We start from the raw sequence: 24086 nt of genomic DNA, 5'->3' as shown, positions 1-24086 counted from the left end.
GCACCGGCTGCAATACCTAGTGCTTGTGCCGCTATTCCTATGCGACCTCCAGCTAATGTTTTCATTGCAAATTTGAATCCAAATCCGTCTTCGCCAATCCTATTTTCTTTAGGTATCTTAACGTCATTAAATATTAAAGAATGGGTGTCGCTACCTCTAATACCTAATTTATCTTCTTTTGGTCCTACTTCAAAGCCTTCCCAAGTTTTTTCAACTATAAATGCATTGATACCTTTGTGGGCTTTGTCTTTATCAGTTTGTGCAATGACAATATAGTAATCGGCACTACTACCGTTAGTAATCCAGTTTTTGGTACCGTTTAAAAGATAATGATCACCCATATTGATTGCTGTTGTTCGTTGTGATGTGGCATCACTACCAGCTTCTGGTTCACTTAGACAAAATGCTCCAATCGATTCTCCTGTTGCTAATTTGGTTAAATACTTTTCTTTTTGCTCTTCACTAGCGTACGCTTCTAAACCATAACATACCAAGGAATTATTTACGGATACAATTACACTAGCGCTAGCATCAATTTTGGAAAGCTCTTCCATAACTAAAACATAACTAGTAGTGTCCATTCCACCACCACCATACTTTGGGTCCACCATCATGCCTAGGAAGCCTAGGTCACCCATTTTAGTAATCAATTCTTTAGGGAAATGTTGATCCTTATCTCTTTCAATTACTCCTGGAAGTAACTCGGTGCGTGCAAAATCTCTTGCTGCATCACGTATCATTAAATGCTCCTCTGTTAAACTAAAATCCATGTATTTGTAATATGATTAATACTTCATTTATCTTTGCAAATCTAAGCTTATTTAAGAGTTTATTCAACACTATTATTCTATGAACCATCAGTGCTATAACGTTATAGGTGTAATGTCTGGAACTTCTTTAGATGCTATCGATTTGGTTTATGTAAAATTAGTACGTAATGATTCATGGAACTTTCATATATTGAAAGTAAAATCGATAGAGTATAATCAAGTTTGGCGAACTAAATTGGCTAGTGCTATTTTGTTGTCAGATATTCATTTGAGGGATTTAAATGATGAATATACTTTATATTTAAGTAATTGTATTAATGATTTTATATATGAAAATCAAATCACCGAACTTTTAGCGATATGTAGTCATGGACATACTATACATCATCAGCCTGGGGATGGGTATACTTTCCAAATAGGTAACCTCCCTATATTAGCTGACTTATTGAGTCAACGGGTTGTTTGTGATTTTAGGTCTCAAAATGTAGATATGGGTGGTCAAGGTGCCCCTTTAGTACCTATTGGAGATCTTTTTCTTTTTAATAAATATGATTATTGTCTCAATCTGGGAGGATTTGCAAACATCTCTTATAGTCTTAATGATATACGCAAAGCTTTTGATATTGTCCCGGTTAACGTAGTGCTGAATTATTTTGCAAATCGCCTAGGGTCAGATTATGATGATAGTGGTGCTTTCGCGAAAGCAGGAAAAATTAATTCTGAGGTTTTAGCTCAACTAAATTCACTACCGTATTATAAGGTTGATGGTCCTAAATCTTTAGGAGTGGAATGGATTGACAATCATGTGTGGGATATTATCAAATCAATCGATAATCCTTTAGATGCTTTAGCTACTTATACTGAACATGTAGCAATGCAAATCTCTAGCGTACTGTTACCTGAATCTACTGTATTTGTTACAGGTGGTGGTGCTTATAATTCATTTTTAATACATCGTATATCTTCTTATTCTAAGGCCGAAATAATTATACCGAATAAGGAGCTTATTGAATATAAAGAAGCACTCATTTTTGCTTTTCTAGGAGTGCTTAAATTACGCAATGAGAATAATTGCCTTGCTTCGGTAACAGGAGCGTCTATGGATCATTCAAGTGGTAAGATTTATCTGCCTTAAGAAATTGTAAAAAAGAGTTGAAGTGGTCAGGTGTTTTTTATATTTGTCTGCACTAACCTGAAAATAAAACATGAAGGAACTTTTAAAGCGTTATGAGAACGCTGAACCCGAAATCGTATTCCATTGGAATGATCCAGAAACAGATGCCCAAGGTTGGACCGTAATTAATAGTTTGAGAGGTGGCGCCGCAGGTGGTGGAACACGTATGAGAGTTGGACTTGATAAAAATGAAGTTCTCTCACTAGCAAAAACTATGGAGATTAAATTCACGGTGTCGGGTCCTGCAATAGGTGGCGCTAAAAGTGGAATTAACTTTGACCCTAGAGATCCTCGTAAAAAAGGTGTGCTAGAGAGATGGTATAAAGCGGTTTCTCCTTTACTTAAAAGCTATTATGGCACCGGTGGTGATCTTAACGTTGATGAAATACATGAAGTAATCCCTATCACTGAAGATTGTGGGGTTTGGCATCCTCAAGAAGGTGTCTTTGCAGGTCATTTTTCCCCTACCGAGGCTGATAAAATTAACCGCATAGGACAATTACGTCAAGGTGTGATAAAAGTTATTGAAAATCCTATTTATTCGCCAGATGTTTCTAGAAAATATACGGTAGCAGATATGATTACTGGTTATGGCGTTGCAGAAGCTGTAAAACATTTTTACGATATTTATGGCGGTGATGTTAAAGGTAAACGTGCCGTTGTTCAAGGTTTTGGTAATGTAGGAAGTGCCGCTGCTTATTATCTTTCACAAATGGGTGCGAGAGTTGTAGGAATCATCGATAGAGCTGGTGGATTAATTAATGAAGACGGTTTTTCTTTTGAAGAAATTAAAGAAATGTTCTTAAATAAAGATGGTAATACTTTAAGATCTTCAAACTTAGTTCCATTTGAAGAAGTAAATGAAAAAATATGGTCGCTCAAGACTGAGATTTTTGCGCCTTGTGCTGCCTCTAGATTAGTGAGTCAGGATCAAATAGATCAAATGATTGCCTCTGGATTAGAGGTTATTTCTTGTGGCGCTAATGTGCCATTTGCAGATAAAGAAATTTTCTTTGGCTCTATTATGGAGCATACGGATGAAAAAGTAAGCCTTATTCCGGATTTTATTTCAAATTGTGGAATGGCAAGAGTTTTTGCATACTTTATGGAACGTCGCGTTCAAATGACGGATGAAGCTATCTTTAACGATACCAGCATGACAATTAGAAACGCAATTCAAAATACTTATAATAATAATAGTTCGCGTACTCAAATCAGTTCTACTGCTTTTGAAATCGCTTTAAAACAATTGGTTTAATGTTCAAGTCTTTTTTAGGTAATAGCCCTACATGGTTTAAGTCAACCATATTAGCATTTTTAGTTTTTAATACAGCCGCATATTTTGTTCTTGATGGAACGGTAATGGGTTGGATTTTTATAGCAGAGTTTATATTCTGTCTTGCGATGGCTTTAAAATGTTATCCTTTACAGTCCGGTGGTTTACTAGCTATTCAAGTTATTGCATTAGGATTAACACATCCTATGTATAAAGTAGATCATGAAACACATAAGGTCGTATTAGATGATTTAGGTAATAAAGTATTAGGTGGTGTTTATGCAGAAGTAGCACAAAACCTAGAGGTGATTTTGCTGTTAGTGTTTATGGTAGCGGGAATTTATTTTATGAAACCTCTACTCATGTATATTTTTGTAAAACTGTTTACAAAGGTAAAATCTAAAATAGCTCTTTCTCTATTTTTTGTGCTAATCAGTGCTGTGTTATCTGCCTTTTTAGATGCTCTTACAGTTACAGCAGTTCTAATTAGTGTCGGTCTAGGTTTTTATAATGTTTATCATAAAATACATTCTAGTGATCTAGATTTAGATCATGATAATACATTAGACAGGAAGCAGTTAAGTGGTGAAACATTAGAAGATTTCCGTTCATTCTTACGTAGTTTAGTAATGCATGGTGTGGTAGGAACAGCGTTAGGTGGTGTTTGTACAATTGTAGGTGAACCTCAGAATTTACTTATCGGTACAAAGCTTAATACAGCATTACCTTATGAATATGGATTCATAGAGTTTTTCCTTCACATGGCACCTATTACGATCCCAGTTTTAATAGCTGGTCTAATTACAACCGTATTGTTAGAAGTTACTAAAACATTTGGTTTTGGTCAGAAAATGCCTCCGGTAGTTAGACAAATAATTGAAGGGTGGATGGAAAAGCGTGATCAAGAGCGTACAAGTAAAGAAAAATATGGGCTTTTGGTTCAAGGAGTTTCTGCTATTCTTTTAATTATAGGTCTAGCATTACATATCGCACCAGTTGGTTTTATAGGTCTTGCTTTAATAGTGATTCAAACTGCGTTTATGGGGATAACAGATGAACATAGTCTTGGAAAAGCCTTTGAAGAAGCACTTCCATTTACAGGACTGTTAGTTGTGTTTTTTGTGATCGTTGCGATGATTCATGACCAGCATTTATTTGCACCTATTATTGAATGGGCATTAAGCCAGGATCCTAGTAGTCAACCGGCAATATTCTATCTTGCAAATGGTGTTCTTAGTATGATTTCTGACAATGTGTTTGTGGCAACAGTCTACATAAATGAAGTGGGTAATGCATATGACGCTGGAAAAATATCTTTAGAGCAATATGAACATTTAGCAGTTGCGATTAATACGGGAACTAATATTCCTAGTGTTGCGACACCTAATGGTCAGGCGGCATTCTTATTTCTATTAACGTCTGCTCTTGCACCAGTAATCAATCTTTCTTACGGTAAGATGGTTAAAATGGCATTTCCATATACTGTAGTTCTTACATTAGTAGGACTTGCATGTGTGATTATGTTCTTATAATAAATCAGTAATATTGTATAGCTTATTGTAATCACGCTTTCGCGAAAGCATAATTAGAATAAGCCTTTAGACTGTATACAATCTTTAACATATAAAATGCGTTACTAACCTAACTAAGAAAAATTTAATGAATCTATTTATTCAAGAAACAGGCGAAGTTGTTGAGTCTACTATGCCACTAGTAGAAGAAGAAACTCAAACAGTTTTTGACATCATATTATCAGGTGATCCATCTGGAACAGTGATTATATGTATCTTAATTCTATTATTATTTGTTGCTTTATACATCTATTTTGAAAGGTTATTTAAGATAAAAGGCAGTTCAAAAATTGATGATAAATTCATGTTACAAATAAAAGATCATGTTAGTAACGGTCGTATTGATGCAGCCAAGATCTTATGTGCTCAAGAAAATTCTCCTGTTGCACGTTTAACAGAGAAAGGTATTAGTAGGATAGGTTCACCTCTTGAGGATATTAATGGAGCCATCGAGAATGCAGGTAAATTAGAGGTGTATAAATTAGAAAAAAATGTTAGTATTCTAGCAACTATTGCAGGAGCTGCACCTATGATTGGGTTTTTAGGGACAGTTATAGGAATGGTAATTGCTTTTAGAACCCTAGCAGAAAGTGAAGGTGCTCCAGAAATGGGAACTCTAGCAGAAGGTATTTATACCGCAATGACAACCACTGTTGCAGGGCTTATAGTAGGTATTATAGCTTATATAGGATATAACCATTTAGTAGTTAAAACTGACAAAGTAGTGCATCAAATGGAGTCTAACGCTGTTGATTTCTTAGATCTTTTAAACGAACCTGCATAATATGAACTTAAGAAGCAGAAATAAAGTAAGCCCTGATTTCTCGATGTCATCCATGACAGATATCGTGTTTCTGTTGCTTGTATTTTTCTTACTAACCTCACCGAGTATTACTCCACAAGCTTTGGATTTAATATTGCCTAGTGCAAGTGGTCGTAGTGAAAATAAGCAGCAAGCTTCCGTAAGTATTACTAAAGATGGTGCGTTTTTTGTCGATGCGATAGAGGTAGAAGAAGAGTTATTAGAGTCGATGATTATTAAAACAATGGATGGTCAAGAAAAGCCTACCATTATATTAAGAGCAGACGGCGATATCGCCCTCAATAAAGCTGTTAAAGTTATGGACATAGCAAACCGTAATAAAATCAATATCATCCTTGCTGTAAAACCAGAATAAAATGAGTTTTCTAGACACTAAAGAGAAAAAGAAATCATTCATCATTACAAGTATTTTGATGAGTGTTTTTCTATTGTTATTTGTTTTTGTTTCAGTGCTAGATGAAATACCAGAAGAGGAAGATAGTGGAATAGCAATCAACTTCGGGAATACTGCAGTAGGTTCTGGACCTGTTGAACCTGCAGAGGCAACCAAGGTTACTCCAGAGTCTAATCCATCACCTGTAGATCAATCCACCGCTCAGGTTGATAATGTCGCCACACAAGATAATATTGATGCGCCAGTTATCAATTCAGACCCAAATTCAACCAAGCCGGTAACAAAACCTGTAACAGAGCCTGTTAAAAAACCAGAGCCCAAGCCAGAGCCTAAGCCAGATCAATCGGTAACTGACATGCTTAATAATGTTACTGGTGCAACGCCAACGGATGGTGAAGATAATAGCGGAGAAGGTCCTGGAGATGGTCCAGGGAACAAAGGTGATATTAACGGTGATCCTTATGCAAATACCTATTATGGGGCACCAGGATCTGGGCATAGTGGTCGTGGAGCTGGACTAGGTGGAAGAAAAGCATTATCCGGAAAAGGAGCTGAGCCTGACTGTTTTGAAACGGGAACTGTTATTGTTGAAATTCATGTTGATAGAACTGGTAAGGTTGTGCAAGCCATACCAGGAAAAAAAGGAACAACTAATAGAGCAAATTGCTTATTAGTTGCCGCAAAAAAAAGCGCTGAGACCTATAAATTCAGTGCAGCTTCTAAGGCTAAAGATATCCAAATAGGTTTCGTCGAGGTTATTTTTAAAGTTGGAGAATAGTTTTGGACTATTCACAGACTCTAAATTGGCTTTTCAATCAGCTCCCAATGTATCAACGTGTGGGAAAAGCGGCTTACAAGGCAAATCTCGATAACACTATATTATTAGATAATCATTTAGGAAATCCCCACCTATCCTTTTCAACTATTCATGTAGCTGGTACAAATGGTAAGGGAAGCACGTGTCATATGATAGCAAGTGTACTGCAAGAGGCTGGTTATAATGTAGGGTTATATACATCACCGCATCTCAAAGACTTTAGGGAGCGCATTAAGATTAATGGTGTGATGGTTTCAGAAGATTATGTGGTTGCTTTTGTAAATAGAAACAAATTGTTTTTTGAAAGTAATCAACTGTCGTTTTTTGAGATGACTGTAGGTATGGCTTTTCAATACTTTAAAGAGCAAGAAGTAGATATCGCTATTATAGAAACAGGTCTTGGAGGTCGATTAGATTCTACTAATATAATAAAGCCTTTAGTTTCAGTGATAACAAACATAGATAAAGATCATGTAGCGATGTTAGGTAATACTCTTATTAAAATAGCTGGAGAAAAAGCAGGTATTATAAAAAATAATGTACCTGTAGTTGTAGGTGAGAGACGTGATTCTTTGAGGAATTGCTTTCGCGAAAGCGCAATAAAAAAGCATTCTATATATCATCAAGTAAACTATCGCTTGAAGCCACTCGCTACAGATTTAAAAGGTGAATATCAAAAGTATAATAGTAGAGTTGCACAAACTGCGTTAAAAGTTTTAACGCAGTCTAGCAACTTTAAAATTTCCCTTACCCAATTAGAAGCCGGGCTGTTGAAAGTTGCTGCAAATACAGGATTGAGAGGTAGGTACGAATTATTGCAAGTTCAACCTAGGGTGATTGCAGATACAGCACATAATAAAGCAGGAATAAAAACATTAGTGAAGCAATTGAAACTAGAGAAGTTTAATAAGCTTCATATAGTTATGGGAATGGTGTCTGATAAAGATGTGGACCAAGTTTTATCATTAATGCCTAAGAATGCTTTTTATTACATCGCAAAGCCAAATGCGATACGAGGAATGGAAATAGATGTTTTATCTAGTTTTTTCAAAAAGCATCAATTTAATTTTAAAAAATTTAATTCTGTTTCTGACGCTCTAGATAAAGCTAAGAGTCTGGCACACAGTGATGATTTTATAGTAGTGACTGGTAGTGTTTTTGTAGTAGCAGAAATAATTTAAAATTTATTTCAAAAACACTTGTAAGTTCCAGGAAAGGTTTTATATTTGCATCCGCTTTTAGGGCGCTTAGCTCAGTTGGTTCAGAGCACTTGGTTTACACCCAAGGGGTCAGGGGTTCGAATCCCTTAGCGCCCACAAAAGGTCTTCAGAAATGAAGACCTTTTTTTATGCCTTTTTTTAATTTAAAGGGTTTCTATTTTAGGTGTTTTTAAAAAGCTAAAGATGTATTTTTACTGAAGATTTTTTATTCATGAAGATATTAGTTACTGGTGGATTAGGTTTTATAGGCTCACACGTCGTTGTAGAGTTGCTTAATAGAGACTATGAGGTCGTTATAGTTGATAACCTTTCTAATTCATCTATCAGTGTGTTAGAAGGGATTCATACAATTTGTAATAAGAAACCCGAATTTGAAAAACTGGACTTAAGAAATAAACAAGCGTTAAGCGATTTTTTTCTAAATCATCAAGATATAAGTGGAGTGATACATTTTGCTGCTTCTAAAGCTGTTGGTGAAAGTGTTCAGAATCCGTTATTGTATTATGAAAACAATATGAATACGTTAGTATATCTATTGCAAGAGCTTCAAAAATTATCTAAACCCAATATTATATTTAGTTCTTCATGTACTGTTTATGGACAGGCAGATGTGTTACCAATCACAGAGTCTGCTCCAGTAAAACCTGCTGAATCTCCATATGGCAATACAAAGCAAGTAGGGGAAGAGATTATTGCCGATGTTTGTAAAATCGATTCTTCATTAAGCGCGATTGCGTTGCGTTACTTCAATCCAATTGGGGCGCATCATTCTGGATTAATCGGTGAATTGCCGTTAGGAACGCCTCAAAACCTAGTTCCTTACATCACTCAAACAGCTATTGGTCAAAGAGAACAGCTCTCAATCTTTGGGAATGACTATCCTACAATTGATGGAACAGCTGTTCGTGATTATATTCACGTTATGGACCTAGCTATTGCGCATGTTGTTGCCTTAGAAAGGCTAATCAATAATGAAGTCCTTACTAACTTTGAAACATTTAATATAGGAACGGGAACTGGATCTTCTGTGTTAGAAGTGGTTAAGGCATTTGAGAATGTTACTGGACAATCCCTTAATTATAAAATTGTAAATCGCAGAGATGGTGATGTAACTGCTGCTTATGCAGATACTACTAGGGCAAATAATGTGCTAGGTTGGAAATCACAATTTACCTTACAAGAAGCTCTTGCTAGTGCCTGGAAATGGCAGCAAACTGTAATGGAGATTAAAGAATACTAGCTATTTGCTCGTTGATCCATTCAAGAAATAGTTCATCTTTATTAGAGAAAGCATTTACCGTGTTACTATCGATATCTATCTGACCTATATTTTTCTCATCTTTAAATAATGGGATGACAACTTCACTTTTTACATGGATGCTACAGGCTATATAGTTATCCTGTGCATTCACATCATCTACAACAAAGTTTTTGTTCGAAACAGCGACTTGGCCACATATTCCTTTCCCAAAAGGAATAACTGTATGGTCTGTAGGTTCTCCCGCCTGAGACCATAGATGTAATGTAGGTTCAGTATCATGAGCCATATAAAAACCTACCCAATCATAATAATCTATATTAGACTGCAGTAATTCACATACACCTTGCATTTTAAGCTGGGCTGTTAAGTCTGGATGATTTACTATTTCGGTAACTTTTGGTTTTAATGTGTCTAGTATCATGATGTATTTTAAAAAGGTAAAATTAAGTCATGCCTTTGATTAAATATTTAACTTTGTCATAAAATAATTAATGATGAGCGCTCTACGTACCTATGTGCCGGTTTTTAAGTTTGTGGCTACTTTTGGCGTTATTTATATCGTTCTATCTTTAATTTACTATCTCTATTTACAACAGGATTATAATTCATCAAACTATCCAGATCCTGTGACTTCTCAAGTGTCGTATCAAACCCAGCAGCTGTTAAACGCTATAGGTTATGATGCCCAGATATCTAATGTGCCGCATCATCCATCGGTTTATATGTATTTAAATAAAACCGTGGTCTATCGAGTGATAGAAGGTTGTAATGCAATAAGTGTAATGATACTATTTGTTGCTTTTGTTCTTGCTTTCGCGAAAGCGTGGAAAAAAACAGCTTTCTTCATACTGTTCGGTATTACGTTCATCTATATAGTTAATCTATTCAGATTAGTAGCCCTAGCTATTATTAAAAATAAGTATCCACAGTATGATCATATTTCACATGATATATTGTTTCCAGCGGTGATCTACGGTTCTGTGATTTTACTTTGGTTGATTTGGATTAAAAAACCAAAACATATATGATTATCTCAAGGTTTTTTTCATCAATTGTGATAATGGTTTTGATTACCTCCTTATTACTCATACGGTTGTATGAGGTGCCTTTATTTAACGATCCTTTATATGATTATTTTCATTCAGATTTTCAATTATACGACCTTCCCAAATTAAACGTGTGGAAATTAATTGCTGGTACTAGCTTAAGATATCTACTGAATATGGTGCTTTCTCTATGGATCATATGGTTTTTGTATAAAAGAGAAAGTTATATCCATGCAGCGTTATGGGTGTATTTGTTTGCTTACATTATATTAATAGTTGCTTTTACTTTACTTATAGATGCAGATTCTAGTTTTATGAAAATGGCATTATTTTATATCCGTCGTTTTTTAATACAGCCCATTTTATTATTCATATTGGTGGCTGGTTTTTACTTCTTAAAAACTAAAGGGAACAAACTTGTCTAGTATGTGCTTAAATATTCTTTTCTATATGTTGAGGCAGGATGATAAAAATATGCAACGAGTAATTCTCTATTCTCATTAAGAGCACATTCTTCCCATTCCTTTTTAATAAGCATTATTCTTATTTTTTTATCAATTTCTTTATTAAAGGGTGATATTACACCTACATAACTGATGGAATTGTCTTCAGTGAATTTTATGTTATAAAGTCCAAAATAGGCATCCGATTCTACTAGATTTAGTTTGCCAACTTTATTAATTACATCTGTATCATTTTCAAGTGAGGAACAATTAATAGAAGATGCTTCAATTTGTTCATTGAATAAAGAAAGCGTATTAAGTGTGCCTATTAGATTCTTGTTTTCTAGCAAGAATTTAGGATCATCTTTATAAATAAAACTATTTCTATGACATGGTGTAGTGATTATTGCTCCATTAACTAATTGAGCAAAAACGATAAGTTCATCACCTGGTTTTAAGAACAGTCTGCATTTAGAATTATCACTGCTATTCCCCACTTCTTGTTCTATAAATAATGATTTTGATTCTGAACCCTTAAATATTATCGATGTGTCAAATTCAATCAAATCTTCGTTCTCTAGTCTAAAGTCAGATTCCACGTTAGTCACTGTGACTTGTGCTATAAAATCAGCTTCTTTATAATCATTCAAAAAATGATTTTGATAGCAAACACAAGACTGTGCTTGGGATAATAAGCCGGTTAATATTAATAGTAAAACGATAAGCGTTTTACTGTAGTTTTTCTGTGACAGGAATTCCATTTTCATCATAATATCTATAAATACCACTTTGTGTGCCACTTTTAATTAATTGATAACTACTATTGTCTAATTTGTTTTTTGATATTGAATCCTGAGAAAGGTAGTTGAACAGATTAGGGAATAGACTGATACTACTTTTAATTTTTTTTTGATGTGATTGAAATTCAGCAGGAGCTTTTATGGTCAGTAAAGCGCCGAATATTGCTTGATGTAATGCTATGTCATCTGTTAAATATGAATAGCTTTCACCGGTGTAATTATATCCTACAAAGCCACCGTGGTCTGCAGCCATTATGATGATGCCTTCTGGATCTTGAGAGGTTATATAGTCTACAATGTCTTGAAGAGTAGTGTTAATGCTTTTTAAATTATCTATATATTGATTACGTTCTTTTATCGCAGAGGTGTTCTTAGCTTTAAGTCCAGTGATATGTCCTGGTTCTAGAATTTCAATAAAATAAAACTGAGGTTTGTTATCTGCGGTACTAATAGCAAGTTTTAAATCATTAAAGTAATCTTTGTCTAGTTGGTAATCAGGTAAAATTGACAATTCATTTTCGTTGATATTTATACCGTCATAATAAATGTCTGGATGGTTAAGTAATAAATATCTGTGTTGTAAAATTGCTGTTGTTCTATAGCCATTCTCTTTAAAAGTTTCTAAAACAGGGTTTTTACCCATTATAATTTGTCTCGCATTAAAAAGCTCATTATTGAAATTTTCACTGTCGTAAAAATGATGTTGCCCTGTAAATAGAGTTGCGTTTGAAGTAAGTGTTGATGGATAATTACTGCGGTATTGATGATTAAAATTAAATCCTTTTGAGATCATGTCACTATAAAAGCGACTATTGTCAAAGTGGTAATTATCATTAGTTAAGGAAGGCTTATTAGCGTATCCGTCAGGTTGAATATAGTAGATGTTAGGTTTTATCTGAAACTCAATATTCACGAAAGGACTTTCTTTAATCCAATTCTCGTAAGTGTAGATAGATGTGAAAAGATAAAATGAGAGTTGTAAAATCCCTAGTAAACACATCAAGAATAAAATTAATACTCCTTTTTTATAATGTTTACCTAAAAACCAACTCACTATAATAGCAATTATAGCTACTAGAATTAGCGCTTTCCACCTCCATCCTAAATAAATTACCAGAGATAAGGAGATAGCTGTTAAGATAATTAGACTACTTGAATAAAAGACATTCTTAATTCTATCGCTTTTATTCTTTAATACAAAACTCATAAGTATCATCAGTGCGCTAGGTGCAATGATCATACTTAAAACTAGGTACAATAATTGAGTCCAAGAATTGACTAATGTATAATTGTTAGTGTATAAATAGGTGATAGCATACATGCCAGGTAATAAACCTACCGTCCACCAGTAGTGCTTATTATTGTTAAGATAGGAAATGATCTTATCTTTCATTTCTTTTCATTAAAAAGAGTGTGCGATGTGTCCCTTTAATAGCTTCTTTTTTAATTATAGAAAAGTGTTTATTATAAGCTTCTTCAAAATTTACCAAATTGTAATAGTCAAACAAGTCTTTAGCATCTCTTTTGCTATTTAAAATAAACTGCACCCAACTATCTTCTCTATTAGGAAACTCAATAATTAAATAAGGGCTCAAGGATTTGAAAAATAAAGCACTCATTTCGAATGGTACATTGCCAGATAGAGTCATGTGATGTATTAGAGCTAACGCCATACTTAAATCTGAACCGTAGTCTTGTATGCGAGTAATAAAAGAATCTCGTTCTTGATTATTGAATCCTAAACTTGCTGCTGGCTGCATTAAATCGGTTACAATAGGGATGATATTAAACTCTTTATGTTTAATACTATTTGTGTAACAGTCATTAATGGCACTCTGATCGATATCGCAAACAATTACCTGATTAGCATTAGTCAACGCCACCTTACTAAAGGTACCGTCATTTCCACCTAGATCCATAACTTTTTTTGCGTTTATATCAGCAGTCCATTTTTGTATAAATTCCTTTTTGAGATTAAAGGCCTGCTCATCATAATTAGTTTGGTCATAATAGGCACTCCATTCTGTGTTTTCTTGTAGGCTCATCTTAGAGATATGCATCTCTAGAGTCTTTAGCATTTTAATTTGTGAAACTTTGTCTAGCCCTTTACTTTTTGAGTCATTAGACGCTTGACCTATAGTTTCATTTTTCTGTTTACCTAAAAAATGAATATGAGAATAAATCGTCGGACTCAATTTAGATTTCCATGATAATAGTTTAGAGGCCTCATCTAACGGGAAGCCATTGATACGATGCTGTAAAGACTTAAGGTAATAACTGCCGTGTCTTTGAGCGAGTAATAATGGAGCAAAAAAGTGCTCGTTAAATTGTTTTAAACCCTTCCATGGCTCGTTATCGCGGTATCTTTCAATACTTAAAGTGTCTATGAATATAGCTTTTCCTTTATGAAATGTGATGTTGAAAGCACTAGCGTCCTTAAGTGAAAAACCATTTTCAAGTAAGAATAGTTGAATACGCAAGGTAAGTTGTGCGGCATGCTTATATGCGGTAAATGACCACTCATAAGGATAGGTGATGAAATCTAATTGATCTGGTCTTAGAATTATTTTATCTTCAGAAACACTTATCTCCTCATGCTTGATTAACCAGTTTTTATTCCATAATTGTTCGTATATACCACTGTTTTTGATAGTATTATACTCAATAAAATATGGTTGATTGATATGTCTTAAATATTCACCTTCTTGCTTAAAAATATAACCAGAAGGATCACGATATGAAGCCGGATGCCTGAGCATTATTAATCTTTTAAATCTTTTTCATCATACATGTCATCAAAACTTGACTCATCCGTTTTACTAGTGATTCCCAGCCAGCCCTTAATCTTTATAATTAAAGTTTTATAAAAAAGAACAAATCCTGCAAATGCAGCTATTGCTGCTTGAGCAATCATCATTCCTAAACCTGCATCGATGTAGAGTAGAGTATTCATATGTGCAATATAAACTTTTATAAATCATCAATAAAAAAAACTGCCTTCAATTGAGAAGGCAGTTCTTTATAAATGAATATAGTTTTACACGCTTTCGCGAAAGCGTAAATAAAATTTTTACTTAGGGTCTAAAATTAAATCAATACGTTCCACTAAATCTTCTAAATGTATTTTAGAAAGTTGGTCTCTTGTGCGGCCTATGCTTCTTTTTGCATCTGATCTTAACTGCTTTAATTCTGTACGTACAATTGGACGTATATCACTTTGTTCAACATCTATAGAACTACCACCAAAACGACTTCTAGGCTGTTCATTATTCATAATAAATTCTAGACGCTCCACATAAGCACGTTGTAAGTTACGACGGTACCTATCAATTGTCTGACCTTTAGAAAGCTCGCTAAAAATTCCTTTTCTTAAATCTTGCATCATTTCCAAAAGCCCATAAGCACTGCTACCATTAACTTCTTCATTTTCCATTAGACGCGCCATGCGTCCAAAGTCTAGTAAGTTGTTTAAAGTACGAACTTGTGTGCTACGTATACGTTCAATAGCACCATCAGACTCAAATTTATTAAAGATGTCTTGATCTATTAACCATTTAGGTGTGCTGAACAATTCCTTCTGTAAGAACTGCATAGCTCTTGTTTGCTTATCTCTAGAGGCATGCTCGTAAACGGCACCTTCCTGACCATATGCTTTATAGGTTTCTTTTACTCCACCAATATTACCTGTTACATGTCCCATATATCTATTGTACTGTCCTAATACCTGACCATACATAGTCTCTAGGTTATCAAAATTCTCACCTTCTTTACCTGTCCATTTCCCTAAATTAGGAATTATTCTTTGAAGGTTTTTAATTCCATAAGTGCTTGCTCTCATTGAGTCATCACCTAAGTCTTCAGTCTGGCTAGTGTGGTCTACAACACCAAATTGTTGACGTCCAAAACGATATACTGGATCACCTGCTTTTTCTAGAATCCATTGATCTAGGATAGTTTTCTCTTCAAGAGCTGTTTTATCCAATATAGGTTTATAACCCCATGCAATAGAGTATTTATCATAAGGTCCTATATTAGGCATCAGGGCAACGTCACCATCGCCAGGTTGAGCGATGTAATTAAAACGTGCATAATCCATAATAGAAGGAGCTGTACCGAACTTTTTAGTGAATTCTGGGTCTCTTAAGTCTTCTACGTTATAGGCAATTGAGCTACCCATATTGTGAGGTAATCCTAGTGTGTGTCCTACCTCGTGAGAGCTTACAAATCTAATGAGACGTCCCATAACAGCTTCATCAAATTCTGTAGATTGAGCATCTGGGTTGATAGCTGCTGTTTGTACAAAGAACCAGTTTCTAAGTAAAGTCATAACGTTGTGATACCAATTAATATCTGACTCAAGGATTTCACCACTACGTGGATCTGATACGTGAGGACCATTTGCGTTAGGAATTGGAGAGGCTAGGTATCTTACCACAGAATAACGTACATCTTCTGGACTCCAATCTGGATCTTCCTCTTTAGTAGGAGCGTCTGCAGCGATGATTGCATTTTTAAAGCCAGCAGCTTCAAATGCGACTTGCCAATCTTCAATACCTTGTTTGATATATTTTCTCCATTGTTGTGGCGTTGCAGGGTCGATATAATAAACAATTTGTTTTTTAGGTTCCACAAGTTCGCCCGCTTTAAATTTTGCGATGTCCTCGTCTTTAACTTCTAGTCTCCATCGGTCTAAATAGCGTACTGTTTTAGTTTCTTGAGCATCTAGTCCATAGTCTTGTTGTCCTCTAGCAAACCATCCTACACGCTGGTCAAAGTAACGTCGTTTCATAGGTTCTTTAGGAAGTAATATCATCGAATTACTCATTTCTAAAGAGATTGATCCAGTACTGCTGTTAGACGGTGGAGAGCTAGCTAGATACGTTTTTACATGTCTAGATTCTATATTTAGAGGATATGATCTTAAGGTATCAATATATGAACGTTTCTCGTCTAAACGTGTGGCTTTATATCTAGTACGTGATCTTTTAGGGAATCCTATAGAAGGTACATCTTTACTGAAGAAGTCCGTTACATCAATCACAACATTGTTATTAATGCTATCTTTTTTAATAGCTTGTATAGGAAAAGAGTAGAGGATAGGTTCAAAATTTGAATTTTCTACAGCCATACTTACAGGTAAAGAGTCTGCAGCTACTACTTGATGAGATACTACTCTTAAAAGGACGTTGTCATTTTTACGTTGCCATCTTAGTGTTTCTGTGTTTTGCTTTCCACCACCAAAGCCAAGTCCAGATGCTGTTTTTGCAATACGAGTTACCATAAGCATTTCTCTATTAAAAAGACTGTCAGGTATTTCATAGAAGTACTTATCTTCTACTTGGTGAACGGTGAATAGTCCTTCATCACTTTTAGCATCCTTAGTAATTACCTTGGTGTAAGGTTGGATACCACCTTTCTTAGGTTTTTTCTTCTCAGCTCCTGCAGTTGCTGATTTCTTACTTGATTTTTGTGAACCACAACTGGTTGTTATAGTAGCAGCAAAAACGAGTAACGTCAATAGTTTTATTATACGCATCATTATAGATTTTTGGTGGCTACAAGATATTGTCTATCGGTATAATAAAATCTTAATGTAGCGTTAACAACTATTTAAAATAGAAAATAAAAAATAGCCATCTCAATAGAGATGGCTTTTTAAATATCTATGAAATGATTTTACATCATTCCACCCATGCCGCCTGGCATACCAGCTGGCATTCCTCCTCCAGCATTTTCTTCTTTAATTTCTACTAGAGCGCACTCAGTAGTAAGAATCATTCCAGACACAGAAGCTGCGTTTTCTAGAGCAACACGTGTTACTTTTTTAGGGTCAATGATTCCTGCTTTTAACATATCAACATAGGTGTCGTTTTTTGCATCATAACCTTGGCTTCCTTTTGATTCTAGGATCTTAGATATCACAACGCTTCCTTCACCACCAGCATTTTCTACGATTGTTCTTAGTGGAGCTTCAATAGCTCTAGCAACAATAGAAATACCTGTTTCCTCATCAGAATTGTTTGCCTTTATTTTAGTCAGTACAGCTTTCGCACGTACTAAAGCAACACCACCACCAGCAACAATACCTTCTTCTACAGCTGCACGTGTAGCATGTAGGGCATCATCTACGCGATCTTTCTTTTCTTTCATTTCAACTTCACTTGCTGCACCTACGTATAGAACAGCAACTCCACCAGCTAGTTTTGCTAGACGTTCCTGAAGTTTTTCTTTGTCATAATCAGATGTTGTATTCTCTATTTGAGACTTAATTTGTCCTACACGAGATTTAATATCAGCAGCTTTTCCACTACCATTTACAACTGTGGTATTGTCCTTATTGATATCCACCTTTTCAGCAGTACCTAGCATTTCAAGAGTTGTGTTTTCTAAAGTGAATCCTCTTTCTTCAGAGATTACAGTACCGCCAGTTAAAATAGCAATATCCTCTAACATCGCTTTTCTACGGTCTCCAAAACCTGGTGCTTTTACAGCTGCAATTTTAAGTGAACCTCTCAATTTATTTACAACTAATGTTGCTAGAGCTTCTCCGTCTACATCTTCTGCAATGATAAGAAGTGGTTTTCCGGTTTGAGCTACAGGCTCTAGAACAGGCATTAATTCTTTCATCGTTGAAATTTTCTTATCAAACAATAAAATATAAGGGTTGTCTAACTCAGTAGTCATTTTTTCTGAGTTGGTAACAAAGTACGGTGAAAGATAACCACGGTCGAACTGCATACCTTCTACAACATCTACATACGTTTCAGTTCCTTTAGCTTCCTCAACAGTGATAACACCTTCTTTACCTACTTTACCGAAGGCTTTTGCTATTAAATCACCAACGACATCATCGTTATTTGCAGATATCGATGCAACTTGTTTAATCATCTCGCTAGAATCACCTACTTTTTTAGATTGTTTATCTAGATCAGCAGTAATAGCTTCAACAGCTTTGTCGATTCCACGTTTCAGATCCATAGGATTAGCACCGGCAGCGACGTTTTTCAAACCTTCCTTTACAATTGCTTGTGCAAGAACAGTTGCTGTAGTTGTACCATCACCAGCTAGATCATTAGTTCTAGAAGCAACTTCTTTTACCATTTGAGCTCCCATGTTCTCTAATTCATCTACAAGCTCAATTTCTTTTGCTACGGATACGCCATCTTTAGTTACTACTGGTGCTCCAAAAGATTTCCCTATAATCACGTTACGACCTTTAGGTCCTAATGTTACTTTAACTGCATTTGCTAGAGCATCAACACCTCTTTTAATGCCGTCTCTCGCTTCTAAATCAAATTTTATTTCTTTTGCCATTTTGTGTTGTTTTGTGGAGTGCTCATACAGCACTCTAATTTTTTAATTAGTATTCTAATTTGAAAAATGTAATGAGTTGTGTGTTTCGCTTTCGCGAAAGCGTATTCGATATATTAAACGATCGCTAAAATATCGTCTTCTCGCATCATCAAATACTCAGCGCCATCTAGTTTAAGCTCTGTACCGCTATACTTTCCGTAAAGTACAGTATCTCCTACTTTAACGGTCATGTCATAATCCTTCTTTCCTTTTCCTACTGCTACAACTTTTCCTTGTTGAGGTTTTTCTTTTGCAGTGTCAGGAATGTAAAGGCCAGATGCTGTTTTTTGTTCAGCTGCCATAGGCTCGATGAGCACTCTGTCTGATAAAGGTTGAATTTTTAATGCCATTATATTAGAATTTTAATTGATTTAATTTGAACTGCAACGTTCCATAAGTATGCCATTTAAAATAGCATGACAAAACATCATAAAAAAAAATATCCAACCGGTATGGTTGGATATTTTGTCAGTATTGAAATGTCGTAATGACTATTCTCAATCTAACGGAGTTGCTGTGTCATCTGTAGTTGTCGGAACTGGATTTGCAGCAGGTGTTTCAACATTATTAGTGTCTATAATATCTCTATTTGCAGATGTTTTTTCTGTAATTAATACAGAACTTGCAGCTAGGATTAATACTAATAGTAACGTAGAAAGAACCCAAGTACTTTTATCTAAAAAGTCTCCTGTTTTTTTTACACCACCTAATTGTTGAGTGCCACCACCACCAAAACTTGATGAAAGTCCGCCACCTTTAGGATTTTGAACCATTACTACTACTATGAGTAAAAAGGCTACAACAACGATTAATCCTAAGAAAAGATAAAATAATGTGCTCATTTATATATTGCTTTGTAAATTCTTAATTTCACGAATTCGGTCTGCAAAGAAACCACTTTTTTCTGGATGCTGCAAAACTAAAACCTGATAAGCTTGAATAGCTTTAGGATAGTTGTTTTGCGCAAGATAAACTTGTGCTAGAGTTTCAGTCATCAACTGGTCTGATGGTGTTTGTAAATCTGCAATATTTGTACTAGAAACTTTATCCTTTCTAGGTTTTATTTTAGGTTTCTCTGCTAGGAATTGATCAATGATAGCCATTTTTTTCGCTTTTTCGGCATCCACTACTGGTGCAGTCTCAGTATCATCATTTGGGCTTTTATTAGTAACCTCTATTTTTCTGTTAATTGGTTTTAAAGAAGTCAATTTTAACCATTCTGCAAAACTGTATGATTCACTTTGATTAAATTTAAGTGGCTCATCGACGATGCTCGTAGTATTTGTAGGTCTTTCAAATAAATCTTTATCAAGCGTGTTTTTGAAATCTACACTACTATTAAAATCTTCTTCCTTAATATGAATCGACTCTATATCTACAGGTATTTCTTTTAAGTAATCTTGTTGATTCTTAATTTGTTGACTAATTCTATTTTGAACAAAAATAGGAGACGTTATAAAATCAAATAGCACACCTCTATCTGTGGTGTGTGTAGCTGTGATTTGTAATTCCTTATTATATAATGGACTACTCTCGTTATGTAAACCTTTAAGATGTACACTGCGCGCCGCTTGAAACCATGGAAATTTTTTAATTGTGTTTTCAAGTATAGAAAGGTCATCTACCATCATTTCATGAGGTTTGTTGAGCAATTCATTAATGCGAGAATATTTATCTACCATTGCGCAAGTGTGTCTGCAAAAATATCTTGCGTTATTTGGTCAAAGATAATTTCTAATGCGGTATCTAAAGCAGCTCCTTGAAGTTGTGTTGTCGCTGCATAATCATAGAAAAAGCTGTATTTTTTTTCAAAGCTAGCTTCGTCATCTTTAGTGTTTGTAAATCTTAAATTTACTTCAATGGTAACACGGTTTTGAGATGCTGTATTGCTGGCGGTTGCTGTCATAGGAGCGATGTAGAATCGAGTGATTTCTCCTTGATAAACATAATCTCCATTTTTATTAACTAGATCTAGACTACTCTGGTTTAATATAAGATCCTGTAGTTCTAGTGTAAATGTTCTCTCAATACCAGGTTCTACATATGCTGCTTGATTTTGAAAAAAATCAACTTGATATGTTTTGATATTATCAGGTATTGATACGCCTGATAAACTGTAGCCAAAACCACATGAAGTAATACTTAACAATAGTGTCAAGCTTAATAATGCTCTTAGGATTTTATAAATCATATTGCTTGATTTTACGATAAAGTGTGCGTTCAGAAATACCTAAGTCATCTGCAGCAGCTTTACGTTTACCTTTATGACGTTCCAGTGATTTTTTTATTAATTCTATTTCTTTATCCATTAAAGATAGAGATTCTTCTTCTTGCACTTCTTGCGCAAAGTCATAACGGTCATTTTGTGCTACTGGTTCTACAAAATTAGACTGTGGTTGTGCGTCAAACGATGGTGTGTCTACTTGCGTAACTTCATATGCTTGATCAATAACGTCTTCATAGTCGTCTCCTTTTGTATCCTCACCGTAAATGCGCTTTATCAGGCTTTTGTTTTCTTCTTGGACATCATTAATGTCACCTTTAACCATTAATTCATTAGTTAATTTTTTTAGGTCATTTAAATCATTTTTCATGTCAAAAAGAACCTTGTAAAGAATTTCGCGCTCATTAGCAAAGTCGCTGTCACTTTTCTTATCAGAACCTATTACTGCAGGTAAGTTTTTCCCAGCGTCTGGTAGATAATTACGTAAAACAGCTGCGTTAATATTGCGTTCTTTTTCTAGAACGCTAATTTGTTCTGCTATGTTGCGTAATTGTCTAATATTACCGCTCCATCGATAACTTTCTAATAGTGAAATTGCGCCTTCGTCTAATCTAAGTGTAGGCATTTTATATTTCATTGCAAAGTCTGATGCAAACTTGCGGAAGAGTAAGTGTATGTCTCCTTTTCTTTCTCTTAATGGTGGTAGGTTAATATCCACTGTACTTAATCTATAAAAAAGGTCTTCTCTAAATTTTCCTTTCTCGATAGCATCAGTCATGCGCACATTAGTTGCTGCTACTATACGAACATCTGTTTTTTGAGTCGCTGATGACCCAACCTTTAAAAACTCACCATTCTCAAGAACACGCAGTAAACGTACCTGCGTAGGAAGTGGTAGTTCACCTACCTCGTCTAAAAAGATAGTTCCTCCATCTGCAACTTCAAAATATCCAGATCTAGTAGATGTTGCTCCTGTGAACGCACCTTTTTCATGACCAAAAAGTTCTGAATCAATCGTTCCTTCTGGGATAGCACCACAGTTAACAGCAATATATTTGCCGTGTTTACGATGAGATTGAGCGTGTATAATTTTAGGTATACTTTCTTTACCTACACCACTTTCTCCAGTAACTAGTACAGATATGTCTGTAGGAGCTACTTGAATCGCTTTTTCAATCGCACGATTAAATCCTGGATCGTTTCCTATAAGTTCAAAACGCTGTTTAATTGATTGTACACTTTCCATAATTACTCAGTATCAATAGTTAATGGGCCTTTCATATCTGAGTAGCCTACAGCTTCACCTATTAATGTTGCGCTTGTACAATCTGTAATTTTAACGTTGACAAAATCACCTACTTTGTAGTTTTCCTTAGGGAATACGGCAACATAATTTTGAGAATTACGACCTGCCCATTGTGTGTCGGATTTTTTAGACTCCTTTTCAATAAGACATTCTACTGTTTTACCTATAAAGTATTGAGCTCTTTCTAATCCAGTCCTTCTTTGTACTGCGATAATTTCATTTAGGCGTCTGCTTTTTACCTCTTCAGGAACATCATCTTCCATTTTACGAGCAGCCATGGTTCCTGGTCGTTCTGAATATGCAAACATGAATCCGTAATCATACTTTACATATTCCATTAAGCTCAATGTGTCTTGATGATCTTTTTCTGTTTCTGTAGGGAAACCAGTGATCATGTCTTGTGATACAGCGCATTCAGGTATAATAGCATGAACTCTATCTATAAGTCTCATGTATTCTTCACGAGTATGTAGACGATTCATCTCTTTTAAAATACGATCACTTCCAGATTGAACGGGTAAATGAATATAGTTGCAAATGTTCCTGTGCTTTGATATAGCATGTAAAACATCGTCACTGATATCTTGTGGATTGCTTGTTGCAAAACGAACTCTTAAATTAGGATATGCGGTCGCTACTTGATTTAATAATTGAGCAAAATCAACAGCTGTAGCTTGAGCCATAGGTGTTGCTTTTGAAAAATCTTTTTTTAATCCGCCTCCATACCATAGGTAAGAATCTACATTTTGTCCTAATAAGGTAACTTCTTTAAAACCATTTTTGATTAAATCGTTAATTTCTTCTAGAATACTTTGTGGATCACGACTGCGTTCTCTACCACGAGTAAACGGGACGACACAAAAAGTACACATATTATCACAACCACGTGTTATAGACACAAATGCAGTCACACCATTGCTGTTAAGTCTAACTGGTGCAATGTCACCATAAGTCTCTTCCTTAGATAGAATTACATTTACGGCATCTCGTCCTTCGTCAATTTCAGCGACTAGATTAGGTAAATCTTTATATGCATCAGGTCCTACAACCATATCTACAATCTTTTCTTCCTCTAAGAATTTTGACTTTAGACGTTCTGCCATACAGCCTAGAACACCTACTTTCATATTAGGGTTTTGTCTTTCTTTTACTCGATTGTATTTTTCTAAGCGTTTACGCACTGTTTGCTCTGCCTTATCTCTAATAGAACATGTGTTTACTAGAACTAGGTCAGCTTCTTCCAGTACATTAGTGGTGTTAAAACCTTCTTTTGCAAGAATAGAAGCTACAATCTCAGAATCTGAAAAATTCATTTGACAGCCATAGCTTTCTATATATAGTTTACGACTATTCTTACCATTGTTTTCCAATTGTATCGTCGTACCTTGTTTTTCTTCTTCTATAATCTTTTCCATCTACGTTACCTCATTAATAAGCGTGCAAAGATACTAATTTTACTTGTTTTGTGACATATTGTCATATAATTGCTTTTTAAATTTTGCTTTCGCGAAAGCGTGAACCACTTAGTCAATCAGGCTATTCATAATCTGTGTTAGGTTATTAAAATGTATAGTGTATTATCGTTCTTATTATATAACCTACCGATAG

The 24086-nt window shown here is 35.1% G+C and carries 24 protein-coding genes and 1 tRNA gene (1 of these 25 running past the window's edge); 11 read left to right on the top strand and 14 right to left on the bottom strand.

Annotated elements, in window-relative coordinates:
- Positions 1-770 carry the 5' portion of an acyl-CoA dehydrogenase family protein gene (locus R1T42_RS09445; protein ID WP_317290163.1) on the bottom strand. 373 nt of this gene lie to the left of the window's left edge, so 770 of the gene's 1143 nt are visible here — the first part of the coding sequence; it begins with the start codon at positions 768-770; its stop codon lies beyond the left edge, outside the window.
- A gap of 79 nt (positions 771-849) precedes the next feature.
- On the opposite strand from R1T42_RS09445, the gene R1T42_RS09440 reads away from it, so the two are divergent.
- From R1T42_RS09440 to galE, 9 genes are all read left to right on the top strand, one after another.
- Complete coding sequence (locus R1T42_RS09440) at positions 850-1905, top strand: anhydro-N-acetylmuramic acid kinase (protein ID WP_317290162.1); 1056 nt, start codon at positions 850-852, stop codon at positions 1903-1905.
- A 70-nt stretch (positions 1906-1975) separates the two neighbouring features.
- Positions 1976-3202, top strand: a complete 1227-nt coding sequence (locus R1T42_RS09435) for a Glu/Leu/Phe/Val dehydrogenase dimerization domain-containing protein (RefSeq protein WP_317290161.1) — start codon at positions 1976-1978, stop codon at positions 3200-3202.
- Positions 3202-4752 carry a Na(+)/H(+) antiporter NhaB gene (locus R1T42_RS09430; RefSeq protein WP_042248417.1) on the top strand — a complete coding sequence of 517 codons (1551 nt, stop codon included), beginning with the start codon at positions 3202-3204 and terminating at the stop codon, positions 4750-4752. The genes R1T42_RS09435 and R1T42_RS09430 overlap by 1 nt, the downstream gene beginning before the upstream one ends.
- Before the next feature lie 127 nt (positions 4753-4879).
- Positions 4880-5575, top strand: a complete 696-nt coding sequence (locus R1T42_RS09425; protein WP_042248419.1) for a MotA/TolQ/ExbB proton channel family protein — start codon at positions 4880-4882, stop codon at positions 5573-5575.
- A gap of 1 nt (position 5576) precedes the next feature.
- Positions 5577-5969: an ExbD/TolR family protein gene (locus R1T42_RS09420; protein ID WP_317290160.1), complete on the top strand. Its 393-nt coding sequence runs from the start codon at positions 5577-5579 to the stop codon at positions 5967-5969.
- Between the two features lies 1 nt (position 5970).
- Entirely contained in the window at positions 5971-6786 is an 816-nt protein-coding gene (locus R1T42_RS09415; protein WP_317290159.1) for a hypothetical protein, read from the top strand.
- 2 nt (positions 6787-6788) lie between these two features.
- Complete coding sequence (locus tag R1T42_RS09410; RefSeq protein WP_317290158.1) at positions 6789-8006, top strand: bifunctional folylpolyglutamate synthase/dihydrofolate synthase; 1218 nt, start codon at positions 6789-6791, stop codon at positions 8004-8006.
- 60 nt (positions 8007-8066) lie between these two features.
- Positions 8067-8141: transfer RNA gene (locus R1T42_RS09405), tRNA-Val, on the top strand.
- A gap of 115 nt (positions 8142-8256) precedes the next feature.
- Positions 8257-9285 (top strand): UDP-glucose 4-epimerase GalE, encoded by a 1029-nt coding sequence (gene galE, locus R1T42_RS09400; protein WP_317290157.1) that lies wholly within the window; start codon positions 8257-8259, stop codon positions 9283-9285.
- On the opposite strand, the gene R1T42_RS09395 is transcribed toward galE, so the two are convergent.
- The gene (locus R1T42_RS09395; RefSeq protein WP_317290156.1) at positions 9272-9727 is read right to left on the bottom strand and encodes a GAF domain-containing protein; all 456 of its coding nucleotides are present in this window, start codon (positions 9725-9727) and stop codon (positions 9272-9274) included. The genes galE and R1T42_RS09395 overlap by 14 nt on opposite strands.
- A 73-nt stretch (positions 9728-9800) precedes the next feature.
- Between R1T42_RS09395 and xrtF the strand changes: the two genes are divergently transcribed.
- Positions 9801-10334, top strand: coding sequence for an exosortase family protein XrtF (gene xrtF, locus R1T42_RS09390; RefSeq protein ID WP_317290155.1), 534 nt, complete (start codon positions 9801-9803; stop codon positions 10332-10334).
- Positions 10331-10777, top strand: coding sequence for an exosortase F system-associated membrane protein (locus R1T42_RS09385; RefSeq protein ID WP_042270630.1), 447 nt, complete (start codon positions 10331-10333; stop codon positions 10775-10777). Before xrtF ends, R1T42_RS09385 begins: the two co-directional genes overlap by 4 nt.
- On the opposite strand, the gene R1T42_RS09380 is transcribed toward R1T42_RS09385, so the two are convergent.
- The 12 genes from R1T42_RS09380 to miaB form a co-directional block, all read right to left on the bottom strand.
- The gene (locus tag R1T42_RS09380; protein WP_317290154.1) at positions 10774-11445 is read right to left on the bottom strand and encodes a hypothetical protein; all 672 of its coding nucleotides are present in this window, start codon (positions 11443-11445) and stop codon (positions 10774-10776) included. The genes R1T42_RS09385 and R1T42_RS09380 overlap by 4 nt on opposite strands.
- Before the next feature lie 79 nt (positions 11446-11524).
- Positions 11525-12988, bottom strand: a complete 1464-nt coding sequence (locus R1T42_RS09375) for a hypothetical protein (protein WP_317290153.1) — start codon at positions 12986-12988, stop codon at positions 11525-11527.
- Positions 12978-14354 (bottom strand): class I SAM-dependent methyltransferase, encoded by a 1377-nt coding sequence (locus R1T42_RS09370; protein ID WP_317290152.1) that lies wholly within the window; start codon positions 14352-14354, stop codon positions 12978-12980. The genes R1T42_RS09375 and R1T42_RS09370 overlap by 11 nt, the downstream gene beginning before the upstream one ends.
- Positions 14355-14356: 2 nt before the next feature.
- The gene (locus R1T42_RS09365) at positions 14357-14548 is read right to left on the bottom strand and encodes a hypothetical protein (RefSeq protein WP_036579901.1); all 192 of its coding nucleotides are present in this window, start codon (positions 14546-14548) and stop codon (positions 14357-14359) included.
- 117 nt (positions 14549-14665) lie between these two features.
- Positions 14666-17134: a zinc-dependent metalloprotease gene (locus tag R1T42_RS09360; protein ID WP_317290151.1), complete on the bottom strand. Its 2469-nt coding sequence runs from the start codon at positions 17132-17134 to the stop codon at positions 14666-14668.
- A 137-nt stretch (positions 17135-17271) separates the two neighbouring features.
- Positions 17272-18909 carry a chaperonin GroEL gene (groL, locus tag R1T42_RS09355; RefSeq protein WP_036579907.1) on the bottom strand — a complete coding sequence of 546 codons (1638 nt, stop codon included), beginning with the start codon at positions 18907-18909 and terminating at the stop codon, positions 17272-17274.
- 113 nt (positions 18910-19022) lie between these two features.
- Positions 19023-19298, bottom strand: a complete 276-nt coding sequence (locus R1T42_RS09350; RefSeq protein WP_036579909.1) for a co-chaperone GroES — start codon at positions 19296-19298, stop codon at positions 19023-19025.
- Positions 19299-19445: 147 nt separating this feature from the next.
- Entirely contained in the window at positions 19446-19790 is a 345-nt protein-coding gene (secG, locus tag R1T42_RS09345) for a preprotein translocase subunit SecG (protein WP_317290150.1), read from the bottom strand.
- Positions 19791-20630, bottom strand: a complete 840-nt coding sequence (locus R1T42_RS09340) for a tetratricopeptide repeat protein (RefSeq protein WP_317290149.1) — start codon at positions 20628-20630, stop codon at positions 19791-19793. It lies immediately after the preceding gene.
- Complete coding sequence (gene lptE / locus R1T42_RS09335; protein WP_317290148.1) at positions 20624-21139, bottom strand: LptE family protein; 516 nt, start codon at positions 21137-21139, stop codon at positions 20624-20626. The genes R1T42_RS09340 and lptE overlap by 7 nt, the downstream gene beginning before the upstream one ends.
- Positions 21129-22418 carry a sigma-54-dependent transcriptional regulator gene (locus R1T42_RS09330; RefSeq protein WP_036579919.1) on the bottom strand — a complete coding sequence of 430 codons (1290 nt, stop codon included), beginning with the start codon at positions 22416-22418 and terminating at the stop codon, positions 21129-21131. Before R1T42_RS09330 ends, lptE begins: the two co-directional genes overlap by 11 nt.
- A 2-nt stretch (positions 22419-22420) precedes the next feature.
- Complete coding sequence (gene miaB, locus R1T42_RS09325) at positions 22421-23893, bottom strand: tRNA (N6-isopentenyl adenosine(37)-C2)-methylthiotransferase MiaB (protein WP_317290147.1); 1473 nt, start codon at positions 23891-23893, stop codon at positions 22421-22423.
- Between the last annotated feature and the right edge of the window lie 193 nt (positions 23894-24086).

Source organism: Nonlabens ulvanivorans (assembly GCF_032922765.1).
Taxonomy (GTDB): domain Bacteria; phylum Bacteroidota; class Bacteroidia; order Flavobacteriales; family Flavobacteriaceae; genus Nonlabens; species Nonlabens ulvanivorans.
Note: the sequence above shows the minus strand (reverse complement) of the source record. Positions and strands in the feature narration are given on the sequence as shown.